We start from the raw sequence: 13690 nt of genomic DNA, 5'->3' as shown, positions 1-13690 counted from the left end.
ACAACCCGCCCCACCATCAAGCGTCCAGCCAGACCTGTTCGGCGAACATGTAGCCCATGAAGCCACCCAGCGGATTGCTGCCGTAGCCTTTGATGCGCTGGTCAACGCCATCGATGTTGCTGATGAACACCGGCACGCCAATGCCACAGTGGTCATGCACCAGGGTTTGCATGTCCGCGTACATCTTGCTGCGCTTGGCGTCGTCGGTTTCACCGCGAGCGAGCATCAGCAACTGATCGAACTGGTCGTTCTGCCAACCGGATTCATTCCACGGCGCCTTCGACTGGAAGAACTGCGAAAACATCACGTCGGCGTTCGGCCGTGGGTTGATGTTGCCGAAGCTCAGCGGGTGCTTCATCCAGTGGTTGGACCAGTAGCCATCGCTCGGCAAGCGGTTGACGTCGAGCTTGAGCCCGGCCTGTTTCGCCGATTGCTGCAACAGCACGGCGATGTCCACCGAACCGGTGGCCGCTGGAGAGGCGACCAGCGGCATGCTGATGCTTTCCATGCCGGCCTTCTTGAGCAGAAATTTGGCTTTTTCCGGGTCGTAGACGGTTTGCGGCAGGTCGGCGTTGTAGTAGCGCGAACCGGGAGCGATCGGATGGTCGTTACCGACCACGGCAAAGCCACGGAACACGGCGGATTTGATCTGCTCGCGGTCCATCAGGTGCTTCATGGCCTGGGTGAATTCCGCGCTTTTGCCCGGCATCTGGTCCTGACGGATGATCAAGTCAGTGTAGTTGCCCGATGGCGCATCGACGACCCGGTGCTTGGCGCTGGCCTTGATCCGGGTGGTGGAGCGCGGGTTGACCTCGTTGATCATGTGCACGTCGCCGGACAGCAACGCGTTGACCCGGGACGGTTCGTCGGCAATCGCGATGAACTCGATCTCGTCGAGGTACGGCAGGCCCGGCTTCCAGTAGCCGGTGTTGCGCGCGGCCACCGAGCGCACGCCCGGTTTGAATTCCTTGACCTTGAACGGCCCGGTGCCGATACCGGCATTGAAGTCGGTGGTGCCCTCGGGAACGATCAGCAAATGCGACACGGCGAGGATCGACGGCAATTCGGCGTTCGGCGCGCTGAGGCGAATCTGTACTTCGTTGGTGCCGGTGGCCTTGATCTCGACGAACTGCTCCATCAACGGCATGACTTTGGAACCGGTCAGCGGGTCCTTGTGCCGCGACAGCGAGAACACCACGTCAGCGGCGCTGAGGGTTTTGCCGTTGTGGAAGGTCACGTCCTTGCGCAGGGTGATGGTCCACAGCGTGGCATCGGTGTTGTCGATGCGCTCGGCCAGTTCCAGTTGCGGCACCAGGTGCGTGTCGAAACGGGTCAGGCCGTTGTAAAACATGAAGTGGCGCACGTAGTCGGTGGACAGCGCGCCTTTGGCCGGGTCGAGGGTGTCAGCGGTGGAGCTGGACATGCCGGCGACGCGAATCCGCCCGCCCGGCTTGCCTTTGCCCGGGGTGGCGGCTTCATCGGCCAAGAGCTTGCCGGCGGCGCCGAACAGGCTGCCCGCACCGGCAGCGGCGACACCCGCCACGCCGAGCATTTGCAGGGCGTGACGGCGCGACATGCCACGGTTGAGGCCTTCGAACACGCGCAGGCTGTCCTGGCCGGAAATCAGGGGTGAGTCGATCTTGTTGTCAGTCATATCAGTTGTACCTGTCGAGAAGGAGATGGCTCCGGTTGTCCGGGGCGTTGAAACGCAAACGACGGTGACGCCACAACATCAACTCAATGCAAATAGTCCTGGAAGCGGTAATAAGCGCCCACGAACGGCAGGAACCATGGCTTGCCGAAATGCCCGGGTATCGCCGGCCAGTCGAGTTCGCGCCAGGGGTTGGCCTCGACGTTGCCGGCCATCACGTCGGCCATGACTTGGCCCATGTGCACCGACATCTGCACCCCGTGGCCGCTGTAGCCCATGGAGTGATAAACGCCGCCGTGCTGGCCGGCCCGAGGCAAGCGGTCGGACGTCATGTCGACCAATCCACCCCAGCAGTAATCGATGTTCACGTTGGCCAGTTGCGGGAACATCTGAATCATCGCGGCCTGCAGCACTTTGCCGCTCTTGGCGTCGTTGACGCTGTCGGACATGGCAAACCGTGCACGACCGCCAAACAGCAAGCGGTTGTCCGGGGTCAGGCGAAAGTAGTTGCCGATCATGCGGCTGGTGACATAGGCGCGGCGGCCCGGCAACAACTGCTCGATCAGCTCTTTTGAAAGCACTTCGGTGGCAATCACAAAACTGCCCACCGGCACGATCCGCCGCCGATACCAACCCAAACCGCCATGCTGACAAGCGCCGGTCGCCAGCAGCACTTGCCCGGCGTGCAGCGAACCTTTACTGGTGTTGACCTGATAGCCACCGGCCTGGGCTTTCCAGTCCAGCACCGAGGTGCCTTGATGGATCAACGCGCCGTGACGCGCCGCCGCTTCAGCCAGCCCGACACCGAAGCGCCCGACGCGCATTTGCACGCCGTTGCGTTGCAGCAGGCCACCGTGAAACTGCGCTGAATTCACTTCAGCGCGGGTTTGTTCGGCGGACAGCAACTCGACGTCGGCATCCACTTCCTTGCGAATCAACTCGCAGGTCCGTGCCAGGCCTTCGTAGTGCATCGGTTTGGCGGCCAGTTTGAGCTTGCCGTTGCGGATCAGGTCGCAGGCGATCTTCTCCTGTTCCACCAGCGACACCACGCTCTGCACCGCGCTTTCGTAGGCCTGGTAATAGGCCCGCGCCTTGTCGGCGCCGAGGCTGGCGCTGAGGCCGGCGTAATCCTGGGCGACGCCGGTGTTGCATTGGCCACCGTTGCGCCCCGAGGCTTCGCCAATCACCCGCCCGGCTTCGAGCACCACCACACTGGCGCCCTGCAAGGCCAACGCCCGAGCCGCCGCCAACCCGGTGAAACCGCCACCGACGATGGCCACGTCGACCTGCCCGGGTAACGCGCCGAGCTGGGCACCGGTGAAGGCCGGTGCGGTGTCGAGCCAGTAGGATTCACTGCCCATGTGTCTAACCCCTTATACGGTGACGACTCAGAGACCGACCAGCGCAGCCAGTCCACCGATATCGGTGATCTGCTGATAACCGTAGAAAGCATTGCCCGGCACTTCATGGCCACGGGCGACGAAGGCTTTGTTCTTGATCTTCATGTCGTGGGCCGGCATCAGGTCGTAACGGAAGCTTGAAGACACATGCAAGATGTCTTCCGGGCCGCAGTTGAGGTTGTCGAGCATGTACTCGAACGCCGCCAGGCGGGGCTTGTAGGCCTGGGCCTGTTCGGCGGTGAAGACCTTGTGGAACGGCGCGCCGAGCTTATCGACGTTAGACATGATCTGGCTGTCGCTGGCGTTGGAGAAAATCACCAGGGGGATCTTGTCGGCGATTTTCGACAGGCCGGCCGGGACATCGGCGTGCGGGCCCCAGGTCGGCACGGCGTCGTAGTAAAGCTGACCTTCGTCACGGTATTCGACGCCCCAACGTTTGCAGGTCCGCGCCAGGGCGGTCTTGAGGATTTCGTCGTAAGGCATCCAGTCACCCATAACCTGGTCCAGGCGATAGGCCGAGAAATCCTTGACGAATTGGTCCATCTGCTCCGCCGGGACGCGATCGGCGAACAGCTCGCGGGTCATCGTGCCCATGTGGAAGTTGGTCAGCGTACCGTAGCAGTCGAACGTAATGAATTTGGGGCGTAGGAAGCTCATTGAGTGCGGTCCTGAAGTTCGTTGAGGTCATGGCGCGACAAGCATTCGCTTCGGTTTTGAAGCGGTGATGCAACGCTGCAGCACACCGTCATTACAACACCGTGAAATCAGCAGATGGCGTTAAAAGCGACCTCTGCTCGATACAAACCACCGTTTTAGCCGCCCCCCTCAGCAGACTTTGCGGCCCGCTCCAGCCTTGGGCAAACCCCGTATTTATGCGCTCTTATGGACCTTTATAGTCCTGTGCAAGCCGTGCGTGCGGTGTTTGGCCGCAGAAACTGCGCCGGCCTGAATGAAAACGGGCGCTTCCTGGTGGGAGCGCCCGTTAATGACATTAGATCGGTAGGAGCAAGGCTTGCCCGCGATGGGAACGCCAGGGTATTTCTGATGCACCGCGTCGCCTCAATCGCGGGCAAGTCTTGCTCCGACAGGTGGTGGGTTATTGGAGGATATCGATCAGCACGCTTTTGAAGCGCAGGTTGGCTTCGAAGGCTTCACGCCCCAAGTCCTTGCCGATGCCCGAGCGTTTGTAGCCGCCAGTCGGCAGGATGTAATCGTTACTGCGCCCGTAACGATTGACCCACACCGTGCCTGCTTCCAACTTGCGCACCAGGCGCAACGCGCGGTTGATGTCAGCGGTATGCACACCCGCCGCCAAACCATAGGTGGCATGGGCCGCCAGGCTCAGTGCGTGTTCTTCGTCATCGAACGCCTGCACCGTCAGCACCGGGCCGAAAATCTCTTCGCAAACCGCCGGGTTGGCATTATCGAGGCCAGCCAGTAGCGTCGGCTGGTAGTACGCACCGCCCAACCCTTCGAACAACCCGCCACCGGTCAACACCTCGGCCCCGGCCTGGCGCGAACGCTGAACGATACCGTCAATGCGGCTGGCCTGGAGTCGGGAAATGATCGGCGAGAGCGTGCTCTCGGGCGACCAGGTCGGGCCGGGGCGCAGCTCTTCGAAGTACGCCTGCAAATGCGCGATAAACGGTTCCATGATCGAGCGCTGAATCAACAACCGCGACCCGGACACACAGACCTGCCCGGCATTTCCGGTGATCGCCAACGCCACGGTGCGCGCGGTTTTGGCGATGTCCGGGATATCGGCGAACACCAGTTGCGGACTCTTGCCGCCCAGCTCCAGGGTCACCGGTTTCGGCCCTACTAGCGCACACGTGGACATGATGCTCGACCCGGTTGCGGTAGAGCCCGTGAAGGTCACTTTGCCGACTCGCGGGTGCCGGCATAACGCATCGCCGGTGGTGCGGCCATCGCCCTGGATTACGTTGAAAATCCCCGCCGGCATCCCTGCCTGCAACGCCAGTTCGGCAAAACGCAGGCTGGAGAATGGCGTCAGTTCCGACGGCTTCAGCACCACGGCATTGCCAGCGGCCAGCGCCGGGGCGACTTTCCAGGAGGCCATGCTCAAGGGGAAATTCCACGGCGCAATGGCCGCAATCACGCCGTAAGGTTCGGCGATTTGCAGGCCCAGTCGATCGGTCTGGGTCGCTGCAACCTGGCCTCCATGTTTGTCCGCCAGCTCGGCAAAGAAACGAATGCCTTCAGCCACATAAGGAATGTCCCAGGCGATCACATCCTTATGGGGACGAGTCGAACCGACAGCTTCCAGTGGTGCGAGGACCTCGGCATCCGCTTCAATCAGGTCGGCCCAGCGACGCATGACCCGCGCCCGTTCACGGGGCGGACGGCTGGCCCAGTCGCTGCGGTTGAACGCTTGCCAGGCATTGTTGACGGCTTCGTCCACCAGGTCGGCATCGGCAACCGGCAACTCGGCATACACCTGGCCGTCGGACGGTCGCACCACCTCCAGGCCCGGTTGGGCATCGCGGTATTGACCATCGATGAAGTGAGCGCTGCGCACAGCGATTAGACGAGGATCGAAGCTATCCATGGAGCACTCCAGATAAGGGCCGGGGAGTCGTTGACTCAGGCGTCCATCGTAGAAAAAAAGCCCAAGCATTTGCTGCCGACCTTACGGTGCAATTAAGTAGTAAGTGTGGTCTTGTGGCCCCTGTCTCGCGGAATCTGCCGAATGTTCCGGAGCCCCTTGTCAGCCCTTCGCACAGATGGGATACAGGCACCATCACGCCGGAAAACCGGCCGCTCGCGCACACTGTTTAACGGAGACTCGCCATGTCCGCCCCGCTTCCTTCTGCATACCTTTATCGCCCGATGACCGAGGCCGACTTGCCGGCGGCGCACGCCTTGTCCGTGCAATTGAAGTGGCCCCATCGGCTGGATGACTGGGCCATGGTGTTGCGCATCAGCGACGGTTTTGTAGCGCTGGATGGCGAGCGTTTGATCGGCACCGCTTTCGCCTGCCCACAAGGTGATTTCGCGACCATCGGCTTGGTGATTGTCAGCGACGACTATCAAGGCAAAGGCATCGGCCGCAAGCTGATGGAGCAGGCACTTGCTGCCTGCGAATCGCGCACGCCGATCCTCAACGCAACGCTCGCCGGCGCGCCCTTGTATGTCAGCCAGGGCTTTGTCGAGTTCGGACGGATTGAGCAGTGCCAGGGCCAGGCACACGCGCCGGCCCCCGCCGCGCTGGCCGACGGCGAAACCTGTCGTCCGTTGCGAGAAGGCGACAAGTCACGTGTGCTTCAACTGGCCAACGCCGGAACCGGGCTGGACCGTCGAGCGGTGCTGACGGATCTGTTTGATGTCGTCGAACGGTCAGTCGTTATCGAACGCGATGGACAAGTGCGCGGCTTCGCCATGTTGCGGCCCTACGGTCGTGGTCGCGGCATTGGTCCGGTGGTGGCTGAAACCCTTGAAGAGGCTCAACACCTGATCACGGTGCTGCTGGCCCAAGTACCGGACGCCTTTGTGCGCATCGATATCCCGTCCGATTGCGGCTTGAGCGAATGGCTGGCGGCGGCGGGCCTCAAACAGGTCGACACCGTGGCGCAAATGGCCCGTGGTACGCCACCGCAGCCGGCCAACGATGTGCGCCAATTTGCAGTGGTCACCCAAGCCATCGGCTGACGGATTCAACACCTTCCTTTACACGGAGCATCACCCGCATGTCCCAACCTACCATTCTGCTGTTGGCACGCGCCGACGGCAGCCGCATTGCCACGCCTTTCAAAACTCAGGCACTGAACGCCGCCGACCCATTTATGGACAGTCGCCGCGTCGCCTGGGCTGGCGCTGACGGCGTTTCGGCCGGGCTGGTCGAGGCCAGCCAAGCGTTTGATATCGAGGATTTTCCGCACACCGAAGTGATCGTGGTCCACGCCGGCCACGTCATGCTGAAAACTCAGGAGCAGACGCTGGAGTTGGGCATCGGTGCCAGTGCCGTGATCGGTCGCGGGACTGCGCTAAGAATCGAGCCGCATACCGGGACGCAATGGGCGTTCTGCGCCATGGCCACCGTCACGCCGACGCCGGGCCTGACTTTCCTCGATCCGCTGGCCATGCTCTCGCCTTCCGCTGCGCCGGAACCCCAAATCCTGATCGGCCCGACGCCGCAATGCCGCTCACGCAATATTTTCGAAGACGCGGTCACTGATCTACGTGTCGGCGTCTGGGATTCGACGCCGTACGAGCGCCATGGTCGAGCGCACAAACTCAATGAGCTGATGCACCTGATCGAAGGCAGCGTGACCTTGCTCGCTCCCGATGGATCAAGCGTAATCGTCAACACCGGCGACAGCGTCTTCGTGCCGCAAGGTGCACCTTGTGCGTGGAAAAGCACGCGGTATGTGCGCAAGGTGTATGCCGTCAAATAGCGGTATGCACCAGCAGACACTGCACCAAGGCATCGAAGACCACTTTGCAACGCGGGCTGTTGCGCAAGTCTTCGTGCATGGTGACCCAGGCGTCCAGTTGGAAGGTATAGGGTTCGGGCAATACTCGCACCAGACCTGCGTCGCGCCGGGCCACGGCGGCTTGGCAAAATCCGATGCCGGCGCCCGCGCGGATCATCGCGAGCTGGGCCAGGTCGCTGTCGGAGCGCAGGGAAAAACCTTCACGGGTCCAGCCTGAAACGCGCTTGCTGGCGGCACGCACGAACGGTGTTTCGGTATCGAAGCCAATCAATGTATGCCGAGCCAAGTCCGCTGGTACCGCCGGTGTGCCCTGCCGTTGCAGGTAGTCGGCCTGCGCGTAGAGTCCCAGTTCGACGTTGCCGACGTTGCGGGCGATAAGTTGCTCCTGTTTCGGCGGGGTCATGCGCACCGCAATGTCGGCCTCCCGTTGCAGCAGATCCTGCACCCGGTTACTAGCCACCAGTTCAACGGTCAGGTGTGGATACGCCTGGCGTAGCCGTGCCAATGCCGGCGGCAGTACCTCCACGGAAATTACTTCGCTGGCGGTAATGCGCACCGTGCCGCCCATTGTCTGCCCCTGACCGGCCATCGCCCGCTCCAGCGCGGCGGCGTTGCTGTGCATGGCCTCGGCGTAACCGCGAAGCGTCAACGCCGCCTCGGTTGGCATCAGCCCGGTCCTTGAACGGGTGAACAGGGTTTGTTTGAACGAGGCTTCCAATTCGGCAATGTGCCGGCCCACGGTCGGCTGGGTAATGCCGAGTGTGCGCGCGGCCGCCGATAGCGAACCGTGGGTCAGCACCGCCAGAAAGCTTCGATAGAGTTCCCAACCGATATTTTTAGTCATACATAAATGTATAGCTACTAGCGGATTTTCAGCAATTTCTTTCATCCCGGCCGCGACAGCAGAATGGGCCTCGATCCGGGAGAAACTGACATGACGCAGCGCAATAAGGTTCTGGTACTGGGTGCAACGGGCGGCATTGGCGGTGAGGTGGCGCGTCAGTTGCGCGATGCGGGATGGCAGGTCCAGGCGTTGCAACGGGGGCTCACGCAAAGCAGCGAACCCCGCGAAGGCATTCTCTATCTGCGCGGCGATGCGCTGAACCGCGCCGATGTCATGCACGCCGCAAGGGGTTGCTGTGTGCTGGTTCACGCGGTTAATCCGCCGGGCTATCGCCGCTGGAGTGAATGGGTGCTGCCGATGATCGATAACACCATCGCGGCGGCATTGAAGGAAGGCGCCACGATTGTTTTACCCGGCACGGTCTACAACTACGGCCCGGACGCGTTCCCGCTGTTGACCGAGGACGCCCCACAGCGTCCGCTGACGCGCAAAGGCAAGATCCGCGTCGAACTCGAACAGCGCTTGCTCGCCGCCACACAGCAAGGTGCGCGGGCGATTGTGCTGCGGGCCGGGGACTTTTTTGGGGCGCAGACCGCTAACAGTTGGTTTTCCCAGGGGATCATCAAGCCTGGGCAGGCGGTGAAACGCATCAACCTGCCGGGTGATCCGGGCGTCGGTCATCAGTGGTCCTATTTGCCAGACGTCGCGCAGACCATGGTGCAGTTGCTCAACGTGCGGGAACGCCTGGCGCCCTTCTCGTCCTTCCACATGGCCGGACATTGGGACGCCGACGGCACTCAAATGGCAGCGGCCATCGCCCGTTGCGTCGAACAGAATGGCGGGCAGGCAACACAGCGGGCATTTCCCTGGTGGCTAATGCGTCTGGCCTCACCGTTCGTGGTCACCCTGCGGGAGTTGATGGAGATGCGCTACCTCTGGCAACAGCCGCTGCGCATGGACAACCGCCGTTTGCTCGCAGTGCTCGGGACTGAACCGCACACGCCACTGGCGCTAGCGGTCGAAGCCACCCTGAAGGGTTTAGGCTGTCTTTCGCTCCCCAATCGTTGAAGCTTTCAGCGATACTCGGCGCCCCTCTCATAGGATTTGAAAGTGAGCGCCGAATCGATGAACAACACCAAACCCGCCCTGCTCCTCTGCACATTGCTCGCCCTGCCTTTGGGCGCGCACGCGCAAGCACCGTCGCATCTGGACAGCGTCATGCAGCAGGGTCTGCTGACGGTCTGCACCACCGGGGACTACAAGCCCTACACCTATAAAAATGAAAACGGCGAGTACGAAGGCATCGACATCGCGATGGCCCGGTCCCTGGCCGACAGCCTGGGCGCGAAGGTGCAATGGGTGCAGACCACCTGGAAAACCCTGATGCCCGACTTGCTCGCCGGCAAATGCGACATCGCCATGGGCGGGATTTCCGTGACCCTGGAGCGGCAGAAAAAGGCCTTCTTCAGCAGCACCCTCGATGTCGACGGCAAAGTCCCGTTGGTGCGCTGCGAAGACCAGCCGCTGTACCAGACAGTCGAGCAAATCAACCAGCCTTCGGTGCGGTTGATTGAACCGGCGGGCGGCACCAACGAAGCGTTTGTCCATGCCTTCCTGCCCAAGGCGCAATTACTGCTGCACGACAACGTCACGCTGTTCCAGGCGCTGCTCGACAAGAAGGCCGACGTGATGATCACCGATGCGTCCGAGGCGCGTTATCAGCAGAAACTCAAGCCTGGGCTGTGTGCGGTTAATCCGGGCCAGTACTTCCAGTACGGTGAGAAGGCTTATCTGCTGCCCCGCGATGACATGACCTGGAAGCAATACGTTGATCAGTGGTTGCACCTGAGCAAGGCCACTGGCAACTATCAAAAAGTTGTGGGTGAGTGGCTGGCAACGCCTGGCCAGTAATACGAGCCCCCTCGCCACAAGGTGTTGTGTTTGATTTGAGAAAGTGGGTTTAGCCAACGGCCCCAGTCTTCTGCAATCGCTGCCGATACTCGCTCGGGGTTTCCTGCATTTCATGACGGAAATGCCGGTTGAAATTCGACAGGTTGGCGTACCCCACCTCAAAGCAGATATTGGCCACGCTCAAGGGACTTTGCGCCAGTAAGCGGCACGCCCGCTGCACCCGCAGTTTGCGGGTCAGGTCGACGAAGGTGTGGCCGGTGGAGCGTTTGAAGAACTTGGAGAACGCCGGTTCGCTCATCTCCAGGCGTTGGGCGATGACCGACAGACGCAGTTCATCGGCGAGGTCGTTGAGGATGTAGTCGAAGACAATGCTCATGCGCTGGGCCGTCAAGGCGTCGAGCATGGGCGCGTATTGCAGGCTGGCGAGGGTTTTTCTCTCCCGTTCGGGTGCAGAAGCCAGTAACTGCAACAACGATAGAAACAAACACAACCGCTCAAAACCCTGGCACTGGCCGATCTGTTCCAGCAGCTCGGCGGCCCTCTTGCGGGTAACGCCACCGAACTCGATGCCCCGGGCTGCTTGCCGGAACAGGCTTTGTAACTCGTTGAGCTCCGGCACCAGGTTGCGCAGTTGCATCATCGCCTGGCCGTCGAACTGCAACACCACGTCACGCCCGGCAATCAGCTCGCCCTTGCCCAGGTCACTGATCCAGTCGTGGGGCAAACCCGGGCCGATCAGCGCCACATGGCCAGCCTCGAACAGACCAATGTAGTCCCCCGCGAGCAAACGACCGCTGCCTTCGCGGATCAGGTGGATTTCGAATTCGGGATGATGATTCCAGCGGGCCAGGTCGAAGGGATAGTCGTGTTGATACCAGCGAAAGCTGTGTTGCGGCTCGTTGAGAATGACTTCGAGTGCGGGCTGTTTTTCCGTGGCGGCGTAGTGGCTCATCACTGTCGAGTCCTTCTTGTTCTTGTAGGTCAAGCAAGGTTCACACTAAGGCCTGCGGGCTGCCTAGCGCAATGTCGGGCGGTGACTGATACTTTTTTTCCGCCACAACCACCGGTTAAAAAAGTATCAGTGAGGCATATGCCGTTCATTTGTTGAGCTCATGGGTAGCTGTTGTAATCGGTTCGCCATCCCGGATTACAACAATAAAAGATGCTGCGGCCCACGCCGCAGAGCGGAGAACACCATGAAGCGATTGCCCAACGTATTTTTTCTGTCCGCCGGTTTGTCTTTCGCCCTGCTCGGCCAGGCGGCCGACACCGTCACCATCGCCACCGTGAACAACAGCGACATGATCCGCATGCAAAAGCTCTCGAAAACCTTCGAAGCGATGCACCCGCAGATCAAGCTCAATTGGGTGGTGCTGGAGGAAAATGTCCTGCGCCAGCGCCTGACCACCGACATTGCCACCCAGGGTGGTCAATTCGACGTGCTGACCATCGGCACCTATGAAACGCCGCTGTGGGGCGCGAAAAACTGGCTGGAGCCGATGAAGGATCTGCCGGCCAGCTATGACCTCGACGATATTTTCCCCGCCGTGCGCCAGGGACTGTCCGTCAACAACACGCTGTACGCCCTGCCGTTCTACGGCGAAAGCACAGTCACCTACTACCGCACCGACCTGTTCAAGGACGCCGGGCTAAGCATGCCCGAGCACCCGACCTGGACCCAACTCGGCGAGTTCGCCGGCAAGCTGCACCAACCGGACAAAGAGCAATACGGCATGTGCCTGCGGGGCAAGGCTGGCTGGGGAGAAAACATGGCGTTGCTGTCGACCATGGCCAATGCCTTTGGCGCACGCTGGTTCGATGAAAAGTGGCAACCGCAACTCACCGGACCGGAGTGGACCGCCGCCGCCAACTTCTACGTCGATACCCTCAAGCGCTACGGCCCGCCCGGTGTCTCCAGCAACGGCTTCAACGAAACCCTGGCACTTTTCAACAGCGGCAAGTGCGCGATGTGGGTCGATGCCAGCGTGGCCGGCTCGTTCATCACCGACAAAACCCAGAGCAATGTCGCCGACAAGGTGGGCTTCGTTGCCGCACCGACCCAGGTCACCGACAAAGGCTCGTCGTGGCTGTATGCCTGGTCGCTGGCGATCCCGACCAGTTCCAAACACAAAGACGCCGCCAAAACCTTTGTCACTTGGGCAACCTCCAAAGCGTACATCCAACTGGTCGCCGACCAGGACGGCATCACCAACGTACCGCCGGGCACCCGGATGTCCACCTACAGCGATGCTTATTTGCAAGCCGCGCCCTTCGCCAAGGTCACGCTGCAAATGATGCAAAACGCTGACCCGGCGCACCCCTCCGCCCTGCCCGTGCCCTACGTCGGTATCCAGTACGTGACGATTCCCGAATTCCAGGGCATCGGCACCTCGGTCGGCAAGCAAATGTCCGCCGCCCTCACCGGGCAGATGTCGGTCGAGCAGGCCCTGGCCGCCGCCCAGCAGAGCACCGAGCGTGAGATGAAACGCGCCGGTTACCCCAAGTAAGGCCATGACTTTCAGCATTAACCAACGGATGAAAACGATGAAACGTCTAGAAGGAAAAAGCACCCTCATTACCGGTGCCGCCCGAGGCATCGGCCGATCGTTCGCCCTGGCCTACATCCGCGAAGGCGCAACCGTCGCGATTGCCGACATCAACCTGGAGCGGGCACAAGCCACCGCTGCCGAATTGGGGCCGCAGGCCTATGCGGTGGAGATGGACGTCACCGACCAAACCTCCATCGACGCGGCCATCGCTGCAGTCGTCGCGAACGTCGGCAAGCTCGATATCCTGATCAATAACGCGGCGCTGTTCGATCTGGCACCGATCACCGAAATCACCCGGGACAGCTATGAGCGGCTGTTCTCGATCAACGTCGCCGGCACGCTGTTCACCTTGCAGGCCGCCGCCCGGCAAATGATCAGCCAGGGCCACGGCGGCAAGATCATCAACATGGCCAGCCAGGCCGGCCGTCGCGGTGAAGCGCTGGTGGCGATCTACTGCGCGACCAAAGCGGCGGTGATCAGCCTCACGCAATCGGCCGGGTTGAACCTGATCAAACATGGCATCAATGTGAATGCCATCGCCCCAGGCGTGGTCGATGGCGAGCATTGGGATGGCGTCGATGCGTTGTTCGCCCGCCATGAAAACCGTCCAATCGGTGAAAAGAAAAAACTCGTCGGCGAGGAAGTCCCGTTCGGGCGCATGGCCACCGCCCAGGACCTGGAGGGCATGGCGATTTTCCTGGCATCGGCCGAGAGTGATTACATCGTTGCGCAGACTTATAACGTTGATGGCGGCAACTGGATGAGCTGATTCGGGCTAAAACGCCGCGCATTGCGTGGCGTTTTCCTGTTCACCGGCCAGAAAGCACCCGCAGAACCCCTCCGGCTGGTATTGTGCTGCGCTGTAAAAATACGCCGCATGA

The 13690-nt window shown here is 61.2% G+C and carries 12 protein-coding genes; 6 read left to right on the top strand and 6 right to left on the bottom strand.

Annotation, left to right across the window (positions count from 1 at the left end):
• Positions 1-16: 16 nt before the first annotated feature.
• The 4 genes from V5E99_RS21270 to V5E99_RS21255 form a co-directional block, all read right to left on the bottom strand.
• A complete protein-coding gene (locus tag V5E99_RS21270) occupies positions 17-1654 on the bottom strand; it encodes an ABC transporter substrate-binding protein (protein WP_499804223.1) in 1638 nt (545 codons plus the stop codon).
• A gap of 83 nt (positions 1655-1737) precedes the next feature.
• On the bottom strand, positions 1738-3012 hold the full coding sequence (locus tag V5E99_RS21265) for an NAD(P)/FAD-dependent oxidoreductase (RefSeq protein WP_499804222.1): 1275 nt from the start codon (positions 3010-3012) through the stop codon (positions 1738-1740).
• Positions 3013-3039: 27 nt separating this feature from the next.
• On the bottom strand, positions 3040-3708 hold the full coding sequence (locus V5E99_RS21260) for a haloacid dehalogenase type II (protein ID WP_499804221.1): 669 nt from the start codon (positions 3706-3708) through the stop codon (positions 3040-3042).
• A gap of 439 nt (positions 3709-4147) precedes the next feature.
• On the bottom strand, positions 4148-5620 hold the full coding sequence (locus V5E99_RS21255) for an aldehyde dehydrogenase family protein (RefSeq protein WP_499804220.1): 1473 nt from the start codon (positions 5618-5620) through the stop codon (positions 4148-4150).
• A gap of 242 nt (positions 5621-5862) precedes the next feature.
• On the opposite strand from V5E99_RS21255, the gene V5E99_RS21250 reads away from it, so the two are divergent.
• Together V5E99_RS21250 and V5E99_RS21245 are read left to right on the top strand one after the other, a co-directional pair.
• Positions 5863-6720 (top strand): GNAT family N-acetyltransferase, encoded by an 858-nt coding sequence (locus V5E99_RS21250; RefSeq protein ID WP_499804219.1) that lies wholly within the window; start codon positions 5863-5865, stop codon positions 6718-6720.
• Between the two features lie 38 nt (positions 6721-6758).
• Positions 6759-7466 (top strand): cupin domain-containing protein, encoded by a 708-nt coding sequence (locus V5E99_RS21245; protein WP_499804218.1) that lies wholly within the window; start codon positions 6759-6761, stop codon positions 7464-7466.
• Here V5E99_RS21245 and V5E99_RS21240 read toward each other — a convergent pair.
• Positions 7459-8349, bottom strand: coding sequence for a LysR family transcriptional regulator (locus V5E99_RS21240; RefSeq protein ID WP_499804217.1), 891 nt, complete (start codon positions 8347-8349; stop codon positions 7459-7461). The genes V5E99_RS21245 and V5E99_RS21240 overlap by 8 nt on opposite strands.
• Before the next feature lie 90 nt (positions 8350-8439).
• Between V5E99_RS21240 and V5E99_RS21235 the strand changes: the two genes are divergently transcribed.
• Positions 8440-9417, top strand: a complete 978-nt coding sequence (locus V5E99_RS21235) for an NAD-dependent epimerase/dehydratase family protein (RefSeq protein WP_499804216.1) — start codon at positions 8440-8442, stop codon at positions 9415-9417.
• 57 nt (positions 9418-9474) lie between these two features.
• Positions 9475-10260, top strand: coding sequence for a transporter substrate-binding domain-containing protein (locus V5E99_RS21230; protein WP_499804279.1), 786 nt, complete (start codon positions 9475-9477; stop codon positions 10258-10260).
• A gap of 49 nt (positions 10261-10309) precedes the next feature.
• On the opposite strand, the gene V5E99_RS21225 is transcribed toward V5E99_RS21230, so the two are convergent.
• Positions 10310-11212: a helix-turn-helix domain-containing protein gene (locus V5E99_RS21225; protein ID WP_499804215.1), complete on the bottom strand. Its 903-nt coding sequence runs from the start codon at positions 11210-11212 to the stop codon at positions 10310-10312.
• Positions 11213-11456: 244 nt separating this feature from the next.
• Between V5E99_RS21225 and V5E99_RS21220 the strand changes: the two genes are divergently transcribed.
• Both V5E99_RS21220 and V5E99_RS21215 read left to right on the top strand, forming a co-directional pair.
• Positions 11457-12767, top strand: coding sequence for an ABC transporter substrate-binding protein (locus tag V5E99_RS21220; protein ID WP_499804214.1), 1311 nt, complete (start codon positions 11457-11459; stop codon positions 12765-12767).
• A 37-nt stretch (positions 12768-12804) separates the two neighbouring features.
• Positions 12805-13578, top strand: a complete 774-nt coding sequence (locus V5E99_RS21215) for an L-iditol 2-dehydrogenase (RefSeq protein ID WP_499804213.1) — start codon at positions 12805-12807, stop codon at positions 13576-13578.
• Positions 13579-13690 lie beyond the last annotated feature (112 nt).

The organism is Janthinobacterium sp. LPB2021202312-11-4 (assembly GCF_037049705.1).
Classification (GTDB): Bacteria; Pseudomonadota; Gammaproteobacteria; order Pseudomonadales; family Pseudomonadaceae; genus Aquipseudomonas.
This window is presented reverse-complemented; position numbering and strand designations above follow the sequence as displayed.